Here is a 15,587-nt window from a genome sequence, read left to right as displayed (position 1 = left end):
GCCATGCGAGGCGGCTTTCTTTCCGGGCTACGAGAACAGCTCGGAGTGCGTCCCGCTGCGCACGAATACGACCAAGCTGCTTTTGCCCGAGTCGTCGAGCGTGTAGATCAGCAGGAAGTCGCCGCCGACGTGGCACTCACGATGGCCTGCCCAGTCGCCCGTGAGGGCGTGATCGAGCCATTCAGGCGGCAGAGGCCCGTCGTTGGCGATCAGCAGCGTCATGGCCTCTTTCAGCCGGTTCATGTCGTACCGGCCGGAGTGGGACAGGCGCTGCCAGTCCTTGAGGAAGTCCTTGGTGTAGTCCGACGCTCGGGGCAGGTTTGCCCGCTTACTTGCGGCTGGCTTCTTCGAGGTCATTCAGCAGAGCGTCAGCGGTGGCGAAGCGAGCGCGACGGCTCTTGATGATCTCGTTGGCCTCGGCGATGGCGACACGGCTGGTGGCGTTCGGTGCCTTGAGTGCGAACGGCAGTTCCTTGTCGGCGACGACACGGGTCAGGAACACGCGGATCGCATCGGAGACGGTCAGGCCCATCGAGGCCAGCGTTTCCGCAGCCTGCGCCTTGACGTTCTCGTCCACGCGCACGTGAACCATAGTGGTGGTAGCAGCCATGACGGCCTCCTGTTGCGACTGATTGAGATACATTGTATCGCAGGCGGTCAGCTTTCGCAAGGCGGCACCCCCCCCCGGTTTCCTTGTTGGTTAAATTTGCCAGTCCCCCAAAAATGTAAAATTAGCCGGAAAAACCATTGTTGGGCAGTTCGCTGAGCGTTATTTTTCGACACTTTAAAGCGACCATAAGGCGCGCCTTTTACATTTTTGGGGGACTGGCAAATTTAACCAATTACGCACATTTCTCAATCTGAAAAATCTTAAGGAAATGGAATTATCGATACCCCAAAAATCTCAGCTTATACTCCCCCCTGAATTCTGCTGACAATCCGTTTAGCTTAAGATGAAAAAAAATTAAATATCAGACCTGTGACCGAACAAGATGCCGAATCCATTTCAGGTTTAATGCCCGTTCTCGGATATGTTGCCACTGCAGCAGCAGTGAGAAGTCGATTCTGGGATATTCCTGCCGGCTCAAGTGATTACTTATTTGTCGCAGAGTTGACTGATGAGGTCGTCGGATTTTGTCATGTTAAAGGCATTCGACGAATTGACAGTGAGGGTTATGGCGAAATATTGACGGTTGTCGTAAAGGCAGACTGTCAGCGGTTCGGAGTCGGGCGATCCCTTGTGCAACACGCTGCAGAATGGGTATTTAAAAAAGGCTTTTCACGTGTACGACTAGGCTCGGGCGTACATCGTGTTGAAGCGCATTTATTCTATGAGTCATTGGGTTTCAAAAAATCGAGGCCAAGTTGCGTGTTTGAGCTTCACAATAAAAAATAATGCATTCTCAATCGACATGAAAATTTCAACAACTAGACCTCTCGCTATTTTAGTTCGTCCACGTATCTATATTGGCGAAGGTATTGCCATCGGCCCCGGGAAAATCGACCTATTGAGGCAAATTGGTCACACGCGCTCCATTGCAGCCGCAGCAAGAGTACTGGGAGTTCCTTATAAACGCGCGTGGCTGCTGATTGTCTCTCTCAATGAAGGTTTTGGCCAACCGGTGATTGAAACGGCAAGCGGGGGCAAAGGTGGTGGCGGAGCCACCTTGACCACGTTAGGACAACAGCTTGTTATTTGTTATGACGCGCTCGAGCGGCGCCTCAATGCCGAGGCGACACAGGAACTTGAAGCGATACGCAGGTTGGCAGATTGATTTTCCTTGATTTTAGTTATGTTTTTGATGAGTAAAATGCTTTATGCTATTCGTTATGTCAATTTTGACCTAACGAAACAGGATGTGCGATAGAGTCTGGCATGGTGTTTTCCTGTTGATAATCCATTAAAAAAGAACTCTCGGGGGTGCGGATATTTTCTTGGACTGATTTACGTTGTTAAACCTAGGTGCTCTCGGTATTCAATTGGGCTGAGATAGCCTAGGGACATTTTAATACGCTTTTCGTTGTACCAGCGAATGTAGGCATCAAGCGCCTCAATGAATTGTGCAATTGTGGTCGAACGCCAATCACGCGGATAGAACATTTCAGTCTTCAACCTTCCAAAGAATCCCTCACAGGCGGCATTATCCGGCGAGCATGCTTTGCGGGACATGGAACGGATCATACAAGCCTTCTCAACACGTGTTAGCCAACCTGGCCATCTGTAATGACCACCTCGATCGGAATGGACGATCGGTTTGTCAATGTTATTGGCAACCGTCTCGATAGCAGCATCCAACATTCCATTCACCAGTTCTGCGTCCGGGCTTGTACCAATCGACCAACTCACAACCATGCCATCGAAACAGTCAATCATGGGTGATAGATAAACCTTCCCTGCAGGGATATGGAATTCAGATATGTCTGTGAGCCATTTCTCGTTTGGTGCTTCAGCATGGAAATCACGATTGACGATGTTTTCCGGGGCTGGAGTTATTTCGCCGAGGTTGTGTCGCAATAAGCGGATCTGGTAAAGTTTGGTATGGACGATTTTCGCAAAAGCCTCATCAAAAGTACCCTCTGCAAGGTTCTTAAACGACTGCATTATCCGTTGGACCTCCAAAGGTCAGCCTTTGTCCAAAGCTGAACAGTTTTATAGTTTAGCTTTTTAATTTTCCGGACTCTCGCCACATTTTTTGTCCGTTCTACCTTATTGCGACACAACCCATTTTTCCCCCTGTAAGCAACCACCAAACGCTGCACCATTCCTGCCGATGTCTTAATCGGCAAAGGCCAAGTAAATACCAAACGCCCCATGTCTTCTTTGTTACCACGCCTTTACTTTGAAGAGTCGCCCTTGCTGTCCCTCATCGTGTAACGTGATAACGACCTCATTAGATGAGAACACCGGCTCCTCATCTGCAGCACGCGCTGGCAGATCAGAATCGATGAGCGTGATAATTGGCTGCAGCCCCAGCTCGGCATACCGACGAACGACCGCCAGCAGATTCTCCTTTTTGCGATCATCTAGGGACTCGAACACGCCATCGTGATAAACGAAGCGCGGAAACTTGTCGTTCAAGTGGGCTCGCAAAATAGCCAAGTCAAAGGCAATACACAGCAATTTCCTATACGTGTGCCCAAGGTCTGCGCTGGTTGCGTTGCCTGATTCATCAAGAATTTCCGCCCTAAACTCCAGATGTCCCACCTGGTTCGGCGATACGCTCAGCAGCGCTTTACGGTCGATCACCTCTTCGACAATCTCGCTGAAGAATACACGGATTGCCGAGAACAAGCTGTTCTGATCAGAGTTTTGCTTCTCGACATCCGCCTCGATCTGGGTCTGTAGATGTCCACGCTCTTCGGTCAATGCCCTAATCTCGGTACGCAGCTCCTGCAGACGATGCAGGAAACCGCGTTGACGTTCCAGCGAAGTAATGTCGGCACGTAGCGTCACCATCTCGTCCGAGACCTGCTTGTACTTGCCAAAGATATCGGTTTCGCTCAAGAATGAAAGCACCTCCGAGCGCTTCTTGCCCAGAGTATTCAGTTCTGCATTGATGCGTTTAAGCTCAGCTTCGACCTCTGCGCGTTCTTCCTGCAGATAGCCACGGCGCTCATCGGTAATCGCCCGATTGAAGGCAATCAACTGTTGAAAATCCTTCTTGATCTGCCCCTTGAACAGAACGCCAGCTTCCTCGAACAGGCGCTGCGCCTCGTCAGGGTTGAAAAGGATCTGATCCTCTTCCAGCGAGGTGATGATCTTCTTTTTATTCTGGTTAAGCGAGTAGCGTTCAGCGTTGAGCGACGCTATGCGTTCGTCGATATCATCGACCAGCTGCTTGGTGCTGTCCTTGTCCTGGGCGCGGAAGTCGAACGCATCGAGAAGCTTCTGCTTCTTCTCAGCTTCTTTCTGCTTGAGCAACAGGATGCCTTCAATTTTGCTAATGTCCTCGATGGACCCGCCCAGCTCATTCTTGATGGTCTGCGCGGTGGACTGCTTCTCCGCGAGCTGCTCTTCCTTCTCGTAGTGCTGCGCCACGAGTTGAGCGTCAAAGCCGAGAACGTGAGCCAGAAAAGGCTTCCAATCCGAATGTGCAGCCGCGAACTTGCGCAGATGAAACACGTCGCGAAAATCGTCCTGGGAGCGCAGCAGGTAGCCCAAGCCTTTGCGAAACGCCCAAGGCTTGAGTGTGCGCCAGTCAAGCAATCCATCCAACAGGTCACGCGCCCGCTCGAAGGGCATGTCCTGATGATCCCACTCCGTCAGCGGCAACCCAGACAAGTCCTGATGCCCGGCCTCGTGACGCTTGAAGCTAATCTTGGTGGCTTCTTCCACGCCGCGCCGGATCGTCACGAACGAAGCATCTTCCAGTTCGATCTCCAGGAAGAAGATGAAGTCCTGGAACAGTTCAGCATGCTTGAAAAGAAAGAACTTGGGATCGCGCTTGGCAAGGAAGCCAAAGTCGAGCAAGCGCCCAAGCGTGGTCTTGCCGAGGTTGTGAGTATCCTTGTTTCGGTTCTCCGGCAGGCGAATTTCAGCCATGACTACGTTCAAGCCCTGGACAAACTCCACGGGCTCGAATAAGTCAGGCTTGCTGGAGTAAAGTCTAGACAGTTTCATTTGGCCCCATGTACTCCACGGCATCGGTCTTGGGGCGATATTCAATCAAGCCCATGAGATACAGAAAATTCAGTGCCGGCAAGAACAGCACATCCCCGCCGACGACACTTTTTTTTGCAAATTTGCGCAATACGTCGTACTCATCTACGCGTCGGACCTTCAAGCGAGCCAACAGCAGCAACGAGACGTTGATGACAGTGCGATCAGGATGAGAGTGCTTAGTCGGCCGCAGCATCGCCCACCTCCCCGATATCACAGTTCCAGTACATGTAAAACAGCACTGCACGCGTCAAGCGCTTGTGGGCGTGCTGCCGCAAGACGGGATCGCGGTTGAACAACAGGTCCACCAGATACTCTATAACCTCATCGAAGGTCTGGTAGTCCTTGCGCTTGGCGATGATCTTGAGTTGGAACTCATCGACCACCGACTCGTACATGCGCAGCAGGTCAAGGTTTTCCGGTGCTGCCAGGAAAGCCCGAATTTGAGCAGTCTCCTTCAGATATTTCCGCCGCTGCGCTTTGGCGTAATCGACACTCATGTTGTTGAGTGCGTTCTTCTGCTCGTAGGTCACGCGCGCTGTCGGTGGATCGTCAAGCAGTGCGACCACGCCATCTTGATGTCGGACCAGTGCTTGTACTACTTCAGCCAGGTCATCGGGGCTGACAATCAACGGAGAATCGACAGGGTCAAGGTCCGCTTCTTTCGCGACCTCAGGGAATCGCTTAAGCCAGATTTCCAGTTGCTCCAGCCCGCAGAGATAAATCGATGAGGCCGGAACGGCGCACTGAGACGCGATGTATTCGCGTATCTCAGTTTCGGCATTGCCCGCCAGCCGACGGTTGGCGAACAGCATGTAATGATCGAGCTGATTGGCCTCACGGAGTTTTTTGATGCGGGGAATTTCTTTTCCCAGCACAGTGTTCGCAGCCGTCGTACTAAAGAAGTCGGATTCGGAGAAGTTACGGTTATAGCCGTTGGTGTGCTTGGCTTGGACGATGGTTGTACCGACCCACGGCGCCGACTTGCTCGGGTGTAGTTCCGCTGTCCCAATGAACTTGGCATCGCGCCCACCATCAGGCCCTTTTGCGAAGCCCTGAACCGCAGCCCCAAGCAACCGCTGACATAAAAGAACGATCAAGGTCTCGAACTGACCATCGCTCATGTCTTCGTATGCGAATTTCATTGGGCTCCCATTTCCCTCAGCTAGCTAACACCGCAGTGCTTATAGATTGTCGTTTGCGACACTCCGTAGTCGCGCGCCAACTCAGTGACACTAGTCTTCGGGTCACTCAGCAACGCTTTAATGTGCCTGATCTGCTTGGCATCCAGCTTGGGCTTCCTGCCGCCCACGCGGCCACGCGCACGTGCTGCGGTAAGACCGGCCTTGGTACGCTCCCGGATCAGATTTCGTTCAAACTCAGCCAGCGCGGCAAAGAGATGAAACATCAGCTTGCCTGATGCGTTCGTTATTTCAATCTTCTCTGTCAGCGACTCAAAGCCAACACCGCTCTCAACCAACTCAGTCACGATACGTACAAGGTCAGGCAGGCTTCGCCCAAGCAGACCCAGTCGCCAAGCGACGAGGGTGTCGCCCTCGCGCAAATCAGTCATGCATTCCTCCAACCGCGGGCGGGCCACACCAGACTTGGCCCCCTAATAGACGCGATGACACCTCGCTTGCGGCAAAGCGTCGGGACTGAAGTGCGGTAGTTTGATCGTCAGTCGATACGCGGGCATAGCCCAAACGCAACTTTTCCATGCGTTTCCACACCATAGAAAAGTGAACAAGAATTTTAACACTTAGAGAGGAGATCGGCCAGCGATACAGTTGTCACTTGGAAACGGCCGAAAAACGACCGGTTTTTGAAAAAAATCAACACATTGTCAATGAATTACTCTGCTCATCGTCGATGTTGGAAAATTAGCTTTACCTATGATTTTGCTGTGCAGATATTTATGAAACGATTTTCAACCATGCCATTAACCCTGTATTTGTAGCATTAATAAGTGGCTCTTTTGCATACGAAAAACTGGTTTTTTTGAAATGCGAATGGGTGGCTTTTTTGAGATGCGAATAGGTGGCTCTTTTTATGCGAATACGCAGTGGGCATGTAGTGTTCAACTCGATAGCGTGAAGTGGGCATACTTTCCAAAAATTGAAACGCCATTCAATTCGAAAATATGGGAGTACATCTGTTTTTAAACATTCACAACAAACAGAAGTGATCGGCTTTTTATCGTGATTTATTCGGAGTTGTTTTTTTACGGATTTGAATTGGCGAATAGATTTATTGATCGCAAATAGACCCTGAAACCAAACTTCATTGAAGTTAGATATTTTCGAAAATGTATTCTTATGGATGGGAAGCTTCGGTGCATCCATATCTTTGATCCGACTGAGTTCAAGCAGTTGTGTGATTTGTGTATAGCTCATGCCTTGGGATTGAGCTAGTCTTTGTAGCCACGAATATAGTGACTCGCGCTGCTGTAAGGGTGGAATTCCGTAAAGATAAATGTTCATTCGTTAAAACAGTTGTAGCTGTGACCGTGGGTTGAAATTTGTCAGCGAAGCTTGATGGCTATTTTTATTTCTGCTGATATCTAACAAATTCATCGCTAACTTTGCGTCATTGATGGATTGAAATTCTTTTGCAAGTAGCTCCAGGCCCGAAATGACAAACTCCTTTCTAATTAGTGGTAGATCTCTTGTCATTTCAGATTGTTTTAATCGGTGCAAACTCCGTTCAACGCATGCACTTGCTTCGTCAATGGAAAGGATTTTCTTTGCTTTTCCTGCACTTAATTGATGATCTTTATTCTCACGAAAACCAGTTGCAAAAATAATCCGAAGTGCACCGTCCAGAGATAAGTTGCTAAAATTTTTCAGGGGATCGTAATCACTATTGATCATGTTGGAATAGATATTTTCAACTTTTGCGGCGATCCATTCAGAAACCATTTCCGCTTCAGTTGTCGACGTAATGACAAGTGACTCTCTAATATCAAAGCCGCACTGGCAGATTGCTATTCCAGGTCGGTTCCAATTAAGATTTTTTTTGCATCGTTGGCAGTTTTCGATTAAAAAAAGTTTATGTCTGAAGCAGGCTGTCGCAAGGCTGACATCCCACCACTTTTTAGTAAATTGTTCTTCTTCGATACACCTTGCGCATACCTGTGGACATCGTAGTCGGATAAAAAATGGGCGACTGACACAATGCCCATAAAAATTTGCGTACGGCATGGAAGAACTCATTCTGATTTCAATATAGCGATTTTCCATCGATGTTGATTGTTCGCCGAACAGCCAGGCGATGGTTGGTACGTGCTTTCTCGATAGATGGTGAATGCGCTCAACTTTGAATACTTTGGATAACCACTGAGTGCCAGAAAAATGATTCTTTTCAGACATTCGCAATACATACCCCATGAGTGACTCTTGTTCAAGAATCGGGGATTGCACTGGTAAACGGTGATATGGGCGCATCAATTAAATGGATTGTTATTTGGGGCTGCGGTTCCGAAGATATGGCTAAATCCATTTTTTAAATCATTAGTCTCAATTGTTGTGCGTCCTTCAGTCATTGCAACTGTGGCTGCTGCGATTAGCAAAAATTTTAAGGTTCTTGGTGATCCATTTGTTGCTAGATGAATTTTGGCTTCTACACTTGAAATGACAGACAGGTTGATGGGGGAGCAAGCCGTATGGAAGGCTCGCAGAAATGCTTGCCATTCAACTCCTCGCACAAATGGACGTATTTGAAAACGAGCAGGTAGCCGCGAAGCGAATTGCACATCAATTTGAGAAAGATCTCCAAGTTCATCTGTACCAAACACAAAAATTGGGATTTGAGTTTTGTCAGTAATTTCCTTCAATAAATCTGTAATTTCACTGGCACTCGAATCACGCCTTCCTCGAAAAAGATGTTGAAATTCGTCAATAATGATGAGTTGTACATTTCTATCAATCAAAGCTTTAATGAGGATAGATAAGCGAAGGTCTTGTAGCCGGGTCGCGCGAACTCCTGGTGGATGACCAAGCTCTTGTAACATTCTATCGATCATTGAACCGATGTTTGGTGAAGCTGAGGCCGATATCACAATGACTGCGCTACTCGAATCAATTAGATCTGAATTTTGGATATATTCTCTCTTAATGACAGAGATCAGATGAGACTTTCCAGTTCCTGTGGGTGCCGTGACACTTCCTCCCGTCGGGCAACCTGAGCGCTGGCTTTGTTTGACCAAAGCGCGAATTCCAGAATACGTATTATTAAATTGAGGGTGCATAATCGTAATCAGGCGAATCTGATTTAACGTATCTTCAATATCTTTTTCGGTCATTCTGTTAGTCCATGAAGTAAGATGAAAAACTCGGTATTGATGTTTCCTCAGATTTCATTTCATCTTTTGTAAATAGTTGATCATTTTTGTTTTTGAGTTCAACTACTTCTGGCACACTTAGTGATTTTGTGCTGGTCAGATCTCCAAATCGCAAAGCACTTTTAATATCCTTAGTGACTTTTCGCCCCTTCGTAATGCTTTCCCATAGTTCAATGAATTCTAGTTTTGCCCTTAAGTGTGACTCGTACTTGTCGCCTTGGATGGCAGATTGCTTGAGCCTATCGCGAATTGCTTTGTGTTGTAGCATTGATAGATTGTTCGCGTACTCAGGGTGACAATTCGGAACATAAAGCCAGGTTAAATCGACTGGATTTTGCACATAGCAATAACCGAGATCTTCCGGGTCATATTTAATAGTTGTCTTAAATGATGGAGAAATTTTTCTTCTCATTGACTGTAAATCATGAGAATTGAAACGGAGATAGTTAGTCACAATTCCCTCGTTACCGACACTAAGAGTTTTTTGATGTGCAGCGATAAGACCAAGACTTTGTAGATTCGTTGGAAGAAGCGGGGGAGGCGTAGATTCAAAACTTTCCTTGAATAGGTCGAACGGTATTTCAAGCGTCTTCGAGTTTATTTTTGTGGGATAGACGTCGACAAAGTACTTTAGCAATCCGTTGCAAAGCTCGGAGAATGAGATTCTTGCGGATTCTGCGGGATTGATCGGTAGATAATTTGCAAGTGGCTTTTGTACGTTTCCTTCGGCTGGAAGATTAAATCCCAACTCTCGAAAAAAGTGTTCGACGCTAGGTTTAAACCAAGGTTGTCGCACTGGACAGTATTGAATATCGGTGTTCAATTCTAGTGCGGCATTCACAAATTGTTTTGAATGAAATTCGAGACCATTGTCAACAACATACATTTCTCCTACGCCATAGCCTAGCCAAGGATTTTTAAGGAAGTTGACGTGATCGGTAAAAGTATTTTTGGGCATTAAGCCGACTTTCATGCAATTTAGGACTGCAGCAAGACCAGCCCCAGCGAACGAAATGTAAAATCCGACGAGATAGCCAGAAAAGCTATCTACAATGATTGTTATCACTGGACGTCCAAGTGGCATGCCGCTAGCGTCCGCAATGACAACCAAGTCTAATATCGTGTGATCAATTTCTAGTCTTTGCAAAGCTCTATTCGTATAGTTTCCATGAAGCGAATAGCGCCACTTATTTTTTGCATAAAACGCACCATAGCGTAACGTGTCCCTTATATATGGATCGACTTCCTGTACCCGTCTTCTTAATGAAGAAATACTGACTTCTGGAATTTTTTCATCGCGTTGCTCTTTTGAGCGAAACATTTGCAAGCGACGCTCTAGCATCGTATGAGCACGCTCTAAGCTTGGACGTGATCGTACAAAATATTCTTCTTTTAAAACTTTCTGAACTTCTTGTTCAATGAAATCAGATAAATTGGTAACTCGCTTGCGTTGGAAATTTTTTGAAATTAAACAAGCGGGGTTGTTGTTTGAGATTTCCCACTCGCGCATCCAACCCATTACGGCCGAGGCTGATGGACGTTTTACTTTTATATCGGGGTGCAGTTCAAAAAATTTTTTTATATTTTCGTCGACTAATTTCCTTCGACCGCGAGACACACCACATTTTTGCAGCCATTTAATTAACTTAATCTTAAATTCAAAATCTAATTTATATTTTTCAGGTAGTGAATCAATAGATGAAATGAATCCACTGCTTGAATCGACGTCATGATTTTTTCGTTCGACTCCGCCAACCACTTGCAGTTTTCCGGTCAAAATTTCACTAGTAATTTTAGAAATGGCCCACGTGTAGATTCGGCGTGTGATGGGATCTTCGAATTGAACTTCCGACTCCGTTATCATTCTGACGAACTCGAGAGTTTGCAGTCCATTGCGTATTGTTAAGCCAATCTGGAATGAAAACATTGTCATAGTATTCTCCTCCTGCATTTCCTAAAATAAGTGTGTTGGGTGACGTAGAAATTTCTTTACTAAAACGAAGTGACCTTCTTCCAAGTAAGTGAAATAGAAGATGGATGCTGCTGTTTGTACAGTCGCAAACTTCTTTAATGCTGATTTCACGCGTAGTAGTGCCGGAAATGAATTGCTTTACTGCTTCGATATTTGACCGAGGAAATGAACCTTTTGCATAACGTAGTAATAAATCGATACTCTCCGGTTCATCGTTAATGTCAATTTGCAATTCCGATACAACGCAAAATTTGAAATTTCTTTGTTGCAGAATGTCTCCGGCAGCGTCAAACGTATCCGCAAATTTGGGGATGAATTTTTCTGGTTTTACTTCCACAACAATCTTTGTTCCGTCTTGAAAAGTAATCAGAAAATCTGGCGTGTACTTTTTCTCTAATGCATCGCCATATTCAATTTGAAACGGCTGGTGAATGACTTCTGTGACACCCTGCGTCAGTAGAATTTTTTGTATAAATCGCTTCTCGAGTTGACTCTCGTACTCGATCGGTTGTTTTTGTAGCCAATTGCATGCGATAAGTCCAACAACTCGGTGAGGCGAGCGCGTGACTACCTTTCTGCTTGGTTTCATAGAGCCTCGCAAAATTTAGGCAAAAAAAGGGCTTCCGATTTTTAAAAAATCAGAAAATTGAGGCTTGACAGGGGAGGAGTAGAGAGAGATACTTGACGCACCACACGTAGGTATATTCTATCTACTCGACGCCACTCAGCCTTTTTGGAGAGTGGCGTTTTCTATTTCTTGCTCATTTTTTTTCCTTTTTTAAAGATTGCGTTTGATAACTGTTATTTGAACAAGATTATTCAAATTTTTGTTTTATTCCCAGTTTTACTGCAATTCGATGGCTTTCGCCACGAAGAGCCTTGCTCTTTCCGTTCAAGATTTTATAAACCAATTGCAAATTGAAATCATTTTGACGCGCCCACTCCGCAATGCTTTCGCCGCGCGCGGCAAAGTTATTTTTTGTGCTACTAATAATTTCAGGGTCAAGATCACACATGGTGAAATTCATGTATCCAAATGGTTTCATTTGATACATATCATAAACTAAATTTTTTATTTAGTATACGATGTTACTATTTCTTATTTAATATTCTTCTTAATATCTATGCGCTTACTAAATAATAGTAATTCTGTCGGATCTCGATTAAAGAGTGAGCGCGAACGTTTGGGACTGACCCAGGCCGAGTTTGGGAAAAAAATTGGCGTCGGACGACTTTCTGTTATGAGATACGAAATCGGTGACAGATGCCCAAACGCTGATTATTTAATTGAATGTGAAAAGAACGGCGTGGACATTTATTTCGTTCTTTCAGGCAGCAAATCCGAGGAAAAAATTGATTTTCAATGTATGCAGAAAGCTGTTGGACTGATGTTAGAAATGGTCCGTGACCTCGGTGACAGTCCAGATGCAAGAGTGATGACAACAGCATTAATTCACTTCTATCGATCGATACTAAATGATCAGAGTCAACGAAATATTGAAGCAGAAAGCAAAAGGACTGTTTTAACGTCTATTGATTGATGGTGATATGAATATACTTGAACGCATAAAGAATAAAAAAGAATCTTTATTCCTATCAATTGTGACCTTGAGAATGTCATTCCCCACAATGAAAGTTGGAAAATCTGAAGAAATTGGACTTTATCGAGCAGTAATGTATTCACCTGACGCGCTGGACTATGTCGTCAATCCAATGAAGTCGTTGAAGTTTCTCTACTGGAAAAATCGTTACAGTTTAATTCTTCCTGACGGCGAACAAAGCGATGTTTACGATTGGACGTCAACCAAATTGATAGCGGCTTATGCTTCATTAAAGTTTGGACGAGAATTAAATAAATTAGTTACTGCGAAGTTAATTTGGTTAATGCTTGAAGGAAAATTCAAAGAACAACAGATAAAAAAAATTCTAAGCGATGCAAACTTATATGTGAATAAAAAGGGGAATATCGAAGTTCGTTTAATCAGGCCGGTTGAGCCTGTAAATAAATTTGTGTAAATGTCCACGGTCTATTAACCTCTCGAGCGAGGAATTACCGATGGACATTTTAATGGATAGAGAAAAACTGAAAGCTTTGGCAAAGGACCTTTGCCAAAGCTTTCAGTTTTTCTCTATCCATTAAAATGTCCATCGGTAATTCCTCGCTCGAGAGGTTAATAGACCGTGGACATTTACACAAATTTATTTACAGGCTCGTAATACCTGGCACTGATTGGGGGAGGTTTACAGAAGCACCATTAATAGAAGAAATAGATTCATGCTGATTGGACGTAACAACGGGCATATCCGTGTTGTTGGCATGTGGCGACTTTTTCTCATGAGAGTTGCTATAAGTTGCATGTACTAGATTTGACATATGCAAATATACTAACCATATCGCGGATATAACAATCGAGTATATAATTTGACCAACAATTTTATTGTCGATTGCATATTGACCACCGGTAAACAGTCTGGGAGCCACTACTCCCACTAGTATGCAACCAATCGGTGTTAGGGCAACTGCAATTCTTGCAAATGTGACGGACATTGGTTTCCACTTGAACCGTAACTGAAGCGCAGCAAAAATATTGAAACCAGAAAAAACAGCAATTATCAGCCAGACAACATTTTTGTAGTTTTCCCAAACTTGTGAACCTGCCAATGTTTCATAGGCTAACTCTGACTCCACGAACGAATTGGCTGTACTGCCGAAATTAAGCGCGGGGGAAAATATTCCTAGCATTACAATAAAAAATTTTAACCATCCCTTTATTCCAATTTCCTCATTGGAAATTATCAGGTTTGCATCTTTGTTCATTTTCTCGTTTCGATACATGTAAGCGTATCCAAGAAAGCCACCAATCAATACTAGCCAAAACATAATGGTATGCAATAAATTTGTAGACACTTTCGATGGTCGTGAATAGCCCATCAATTTTTCAAATTCTTTTTTATCAATTTCTGGATAATAGAGCTTATGAACCGCATCGACAAAAGCCTCGTCATCAAGATTCTTTAAATCTGGCAACTTCCTGCGAACTTCTTCCATTCGCGTTTCTGTACGAGTACTATCTTGATCGTTGCTGACTAACGAATTACTCTGTGAATTTGCAAATCCCGAAGGGTCGTCAGCAATTGCTGGCCCCATAGAGAAAAGCATGAGGAGGAAAAATACTAAGTTAGAAAAGATGCTCATTTTTTATAAATATTTCAATTTATTTGTTTGAATTTAATCAAGGTGTGAATTTTTTATAGCATTCACTTTGTCAGTAGTTATTGAAAATTCGCAGATATATCGATCAAAGATAAAAATGCCATGGAACACGGCCATGAAGGTGCTTTCGTGTTTTTCACCTTCATAGAATTTCGTCATCCTCTTGTCTGCCCCCATTGCAATAGCTTTTTCTTGCAAACCCGCTATCGGCATCCCCGCGCTCACTGAAGCGCAAAACTGCCTTTCCATTTCATGTGCCTTGCGGCTGTCGTAGCTGCCATACACAATCAGCGCAATGAACATCAGTGCGATTGTGAGCATCGATTTTAGGATTTTTGATTTCAGACGCATTACTGCTCGCCGGTATTTTTGTTATGTGTGAGTGTGATTTTGGTATGGAGAATTACCTGCCAGAGTTCCACCAGCGTACCGTTGTGCAACCAGATCACTGCGCAGGCAAAGTAAAGACCTGTCGAAGCTAAAAAATTCTCGTAACGGATCATCTCGTTACCAGCCAAGGTGTGATAAATCCAGTAGCAACCATCGACCGACCAGTACCAAGCGAATAGCGCGCCGAGGACGGGCCATGTTAATTTTCGGTAATGGTAGGCGTTGAGGAATGTTCGAAGGCACCAGGGTGCTGTAAGGTAGGTGAAAAAGGCCATTACAAAGCAAATGCCGATGTCCCAATCACTCGCTTGATAATGAAACGAACCCCAGATCAACAAACCCATTCCGATGAGGAGGGTGGTGAGTTTCCACGGGCGCAGCAAGTCAGAAAGACATAATTTTAATTTCATGAATGAAACAATGTTACATAATATATACAATATATTACATTATAAAAATATAATTTTGTTCTTTTTGTAAATGTGCTCGATTGAATTGAATGCATAAACAAAGTTTTACATTGAACACCTCTATGCCCTTTACTCCCTTTCATTTTTGACTTGGCGCGTTTGCCAAGGTAGTTACGCCAAAACGGTTTAGTTTTTCTGGGTTTGCATTGATTGCTCAGGATATGTACTGCATTGGCTTGTAAAAAGAGTTATGAAATTGGTTAAAAAATATTTGAAACAATCGTAAAACACTTATTAAACTCAGTGTTTTACGTATTTAAATTCAGAAGATAAAAGCCTAATGCAAAATAATTGCCAATGCGCTTGTTGCGCTAGACATGCCATCGAGGAACAAGAAAAGCTTGCCGCCTTGCATGCCCCCCGCTGGCACTTCACCTACCCCAACCAAATGCGATCCGTTGACGCTATCATGGATGAACACTGGCGGCGGGTTCGAGAGGAAAGAAAGCTCAGAATCAACAAGATGAAGCAAAAACTCCTCAGAAAGCTGATCTTCTGGCGGAACTCTTGAATCTGACCATGAAAACACCCTAAGATTT

18 protein-coding genes and 2 pseudogenes are annotated in these 15,587 nt (G+C 44.9%); 4 read left to right on the top strand and 16 right to left on the bottom strand.

The window, feature by feature from the left end:
- Nucleotides 1–27 precede the first annotated feature (27 nt).
- On the bottom strand, nucleotides 28–357 hold the full coding sequence (locus ACPAOP_RS16840; RefSeq protein WP_423708786.1) for a type II toxin-antitoxin system YafQ family toxin: 330 nt from the start codon (nucleotides 355–357) through the stop codon (nucleotides 28–30).
- Entirely contained in the window at nucleotides 329–610 is a 282-nt protein-coding gene (locus tag ACPAOP_RS16835) for a type II toxin-antitoxin system RelB/DinJ family antitoxin (RefSeq protein ID WP_013124611.1), read from the bottom strand. The genes ACPAOP_RS16840 and ACPAOP_RS16835 overlap by 29 nt, the downstream gene beginning before the upstream one ends.
- Before the next feature lie 369 nt (nucleotides 611–979).
- Between ACPAOP_RS16835 and ACPAOP_RS16830 the strand changes: the two genes are divergently transcribed.
- Nucleotides 980–1,396, top strand: a complete 417-nt coding sequence (locus ACPAOP_RS16830) for a GNAT family N-acetyltransferase (RefSeq protein WP_423708785.1) — start codon at nucleotides 980–982, stop codon at nucleotides 1,394–1,396.
- Nucleotides 1,397–1,412: 16 nt separating this feature from the next.
- Complete coding sequence (locus ACPAOP_RS16825) at nucleotides 1,413–1,775, top strand: winged helix-turn-helix domain-containing protein (protein WP_423708784.1); 363 nt, start codon at nucleotides 1,413–1,415, stop codon at nucleotides 1,773–1,775.
- Nucleotides 1,776–1,945: 170 nt separating this feature from the next.
- On the opposite strand, the pseudogene ACPAOP_RS16820 reads toward ACPAOP_RS16825, so the two are convergent.
- From ACPAOP_RS16820 to ACPAOP_RS16770, 11 genes and pseudogenes are all read right to left on the bottom strand, one after another.
- Nucleotides 1,946–2,503: pseudogene (locus tag ACPAOP_RS16820) on the bottom strand (IS3 family transposase); the annotation flags it as partial.
- 321 nt (nucleotides 2,504–2,824) lie between these two features.
- The gene (locus tag ACPAOP_RS16815; RefSeq protein WP_423708783.1) at nucleotides 2,825–4,543 is read right to left on the bottom strand and encodes a DUF2326 domain-containing protein; all 1,719 of its coding nucleotides are present in this window, start codon (nucleotides 4,541–4,543) and stop codon (nucleotides 2,825–2,827) included.
- 64 nt (nucleotides 4,544–4,607) lie between these two features.
- Entirely contained in the window at nucleotides 4,608–4,856 is a 249-nt protein-coding gene (locus ACPAOP_RS16810; protein ID WP_423708782.1) for an ABC-three component system middle component 8, read from the bottom strand.
- Nucleotides 4,840–5,805, bottom strand: a complete 966-nt coding sequence (locus tag ACPAOP_RS16805; RefSeq protein WP_423708781.1) for an ABC-three component system protein — start codon at nucleotides 5,803–5,805, stop codon at nucleotides 4,840–4,842. The genes ACPAOP_RS16810 and ACPAOP_RS16805 overlap by 17 nt, the downstream gene beginning before the upstream one ends.
- Before the next feature lie 20 nt (nucleotides 5,806–5,825).
- Nucleotides 5,826–6,381, bottom strand: a pseudogene (locus tag ACPAOP_RS16800) (recombinase family protein).
- Nucleotides 6,382–6,576: 195 nt separating this feature from the next.
- Nucleotides 6,577–7,143, bottom strand: coding sequence for a TniQ family protein (locus tag ACPAOP_RS16795; protein WP_423708780.1), 567 nt, complete (start codon nucleotides 7,141–7,143; stop codon nucleotides 6,577–6,579).
- 3 nt (nucleotides 7,144–7,146) lie between these two features.
- Nucleotides 7,147–8,106, bottom strand: a complete 960-nt coding sequence (locus ACPAOP_RS16790) for a hypothetical protein (protein WP_423708779.1) — start codon at nucleotides 8,104–8,106, stop codon at nucleotides 7,147–7,149.
- Nucleotides 8,106–8,963, bottom strand: coding sequence for a TniB family NTP-binding protein (locus ACPAOP_RS16785; RefSeq protein ID WP_423708778.1), 858 nt, complete (start codon nucleotides 8,961–8,963; stop codon nucleotides 8,106–8,108). Before ACPAOP_RS16785 ends, ACPAOP_RS16790 begins: the two co-directional genes overlap by 1 nt.
- A 4-nt stretch (nucleotides 8,964–8,967) precedes the next feature.
- Nucleotides 8,968–10,779 (bottom strand): hypothetical protein, encoded by a 1,812-nt coding sequence (locus tag ACPAOP_RS16780; RefSeq protein ID WP_423708777.1) that lies wholly within the window; start codon nucleotides 10,777–10,779, stop codon nucleotides 8,968–8,970.
- A 16-nt stretch (nucleotides 10,780–10,795) separates the two neighbouring features.
- Nucleotides 10,796–11,563 (bottom strand): Tn7 transposase TnsA N-terminal domain-containing protein, encoded by a 768-nt coding sequence (locus ACPAOP_RS16775; protein WP_423708776.1) that lies wholly within the window; start codon nucleotides 11,561–11,563, stop codon nucleotides 10,796–10,798.
- 226 nt (nucleotides 11,564–11,789) lie between these two features.
- Nucleotides 11,790–11,990, bottom strand: coding sequence for a DNA-binding protein (locus ACPAOP_RS16770; RefSeq protein ID WP_423708775.1), 201 nt, complete (start codon nucleotides 11,988–11,990; stop codon nucleotides 11,790–11,792).
- Nucleotides 11,991–12,098: 108 nt separating this feature from the next.
- Between ACPAOP_RS16770 and ACPAOP_RS16765 the strand changes: the two genes are divergently transcribed.
- Together ACPAOP_RS16765 and ACPAOP_RS16760 are read left to right on the top strand one after the other, a co-directional pair.
- On the top strand, nucleotides 12,099–12,515 hold the full coding sequence (locus ACPAOP_RS16765; protein WP_423708774.1) for a helix-turn-helix domain-containing protein: 417 nt from the start codon (nucleotides 12,099–12,101) through the stop codon (nucleotides 12,513–12,515).
- Nucleotides 12,516–12,522: 7 nt separating this feature from the next.
- Nucleotides 12,523–12,990 (top strand): hypothetical protein, encoded by a 468-nt coding sequence (locus ACPAOP_RS16760; RefSeq protein WP_423708773.1) that lies wholly within the window; start codon nucleotides 12,523–12,525, stop codon nucleotides 12,988–12,990.
- Between the two features lie 187 nt (nucleotides 12,991–13,177).
- Here ACPAOP_RS16760 and ACPAOP_RS16755 read toward each other — a convergent pair whose 3' ends face one another.
- The 3 genes from ACPAOP_RS16755 to ACPAOP_RS16745 are packed head-to-tail and all read right to left on the bottom strand — an operon-like array spanning nucleotide 13,178 to nucleotide 14,988.
- A complete protein-coding gene (locus tag ACPAOP_RS16755) occupies nucleotides 13,178–14,170 on the bottom strand; it encodes a DUF2569 family protein (RefSeq protein ID WP_423708772.1) in 993 nt (330 codons plus the stop codon).
- Between the two features lie 33 nt (nucleotides 14,171–14,203).
- Nucleotides 14,204–14,539, bottom strand: coding sequence for a hypothetical protein (locus ACPAOP_RS16750; RefSeq protein WP_423708771.1), 336 nt, complete (start codon nucleotides 14,537–14,539; stop codon nucleotides 14,204–14,206).
- Nucleotides 14,539–14,988, bottom strand: coding sequence for a hypothetical protein (locus tag ACPAOP_RS16745; RefSeq protein WP_423708770.1), 450 nt, complete (start codon nucleotides 14,986–14,988; stop codon nucleotides 14,539–14,541). The genes ACPAOP_RS16750 and ACPAOP_RS16745 overlap by 1 nt, the downstream gene beginning before the upstream one ends.
- Nucleotides 14,989–15,587 lie beyond the last annotated feature (599 nt).

This window comes from Undibacterium sp. WLX3042 (assembly GCF_049544825.1).
Taxonomy (GTDB): domain Bacteria; phylum Pseudomonadota; class Gammaproteobacteria; order Burkholderiales; family Burkholderiaceae_D; genus Undibacterium.
Note: the sequence above shows the minus strand (reverse complement) of the source record. Positions and strands in the feature narration are given on the sequence as shown.

Coding starts and splice junctions, on each gene's coding strand:
- ACPAOP_RS16840 (WP_423708786.1), bottom strand. CDS start 357: ATGACCTCGAAGAAGCCAGCCGCAAGTAAGCGGGCAAACCTGCCCCGA.
- ACPAOP_RS16835 (WP_013124611.1), bottom strand. CDS start 610: ATGGCTGCTACCACCACTATGGTTCACGTGCGCGTGGACGAGAACGTC.
- ACPAOP_RS16825 (WP_423708784.1), top strand. CDS start 1,413: ATGAAAATTTCAACAACTAGACCTCTCGCTATTTTAGTTCGTCCACGT.
- ACPAOP_RS16815 (WP_423708783.1), bottom strand. CDS start 4,543: ATGGCTGAAATTCGCCTGCCGGAGAACCGAAACAAGGATACTCACAAC.
- ACPAOP_RS16810 (WP_423708782.1), bottom strand. CDS start 4,856: ATGCTGCGGCCGACTAAGCACTCTCATCCTGATCGCACTGTCATCAAC.
- ACPAOP_RS16805 (WP_423708781.1), bottom strand. CDS start 5,805: ATGAAATTCGCATACGAAGACATGAGCGATGGTCAGTTCGAGACCTTG.
- ACPAOP_RS16795 (WP_423708780.1), bottom strand. CDS start 7,143: ATGAACATTTATCTTTACGGAATTCCACCCTTACAGCAGCGCGAGTCA.
- ACPAOP_RS16790 (WP_423708779.1), bottom strand. CDS start 8,106: ATGCGCCCATATCACCGTTTACCAGTGCAATCCCCGATTCTTGAACAA.
- ACPAOP_RS16785 (WP_423708778.1), bottom strand. CDS start 8,963: ATGACCGAAAAAGATATTGAAGATACGTTAAATCAGATTCGCCTGATT.
- ACPAOP_RS16775 (WP_423708776.1), bottom strand. CDS start 11,563: ATGAAACCAAGCAGAAAGGTAGTCACGCGCTCGCCTCACCGAGTTGTT.
- ACPAOP_RS16770 (WP_423708775.1), bottom strand. CDS start 11,990: ATGTGTGATCTTGACCCTGAAATTATTAGTAGCACAAAAAATAACTTT.
- ACPAOP_RS16765 (WP_423708774.1), top strand. CDS start 12,099: ATGCGCTTACTAAATAATAGTAATTCTGTCGGATCTCGATTAAAGAGT.
- ACPAOP_RS16760 (WP_423708773.1), top strand. CDS start 12,523: ATGAATATACTTGAACGCATAAAGAATAAAAAAGAATCTTTATTCCTA.
- ACPAOP_RS16755 (WP_423708772.1), bottom strand. CDS start 14,170: ATGAGCATCTTTTCTAACTTAGTATTTTTCCTCCTCATGCTTTTCTCT.
- ACPAOP_RS16750 (WP_423708771.1), bottom strand. CDS start 14,539: ATGCGTCTGAAATCAAAAATCCTAAAATCGATGCTCACAATCGCACTG.
- ACPAOP_RS16745 (WP_423708770.1), bottom strand. CDS start 14,988: ATGAAATTAAAATTATGTCTTTCTGACTTGCTGCGCCCGTGGAAACTC.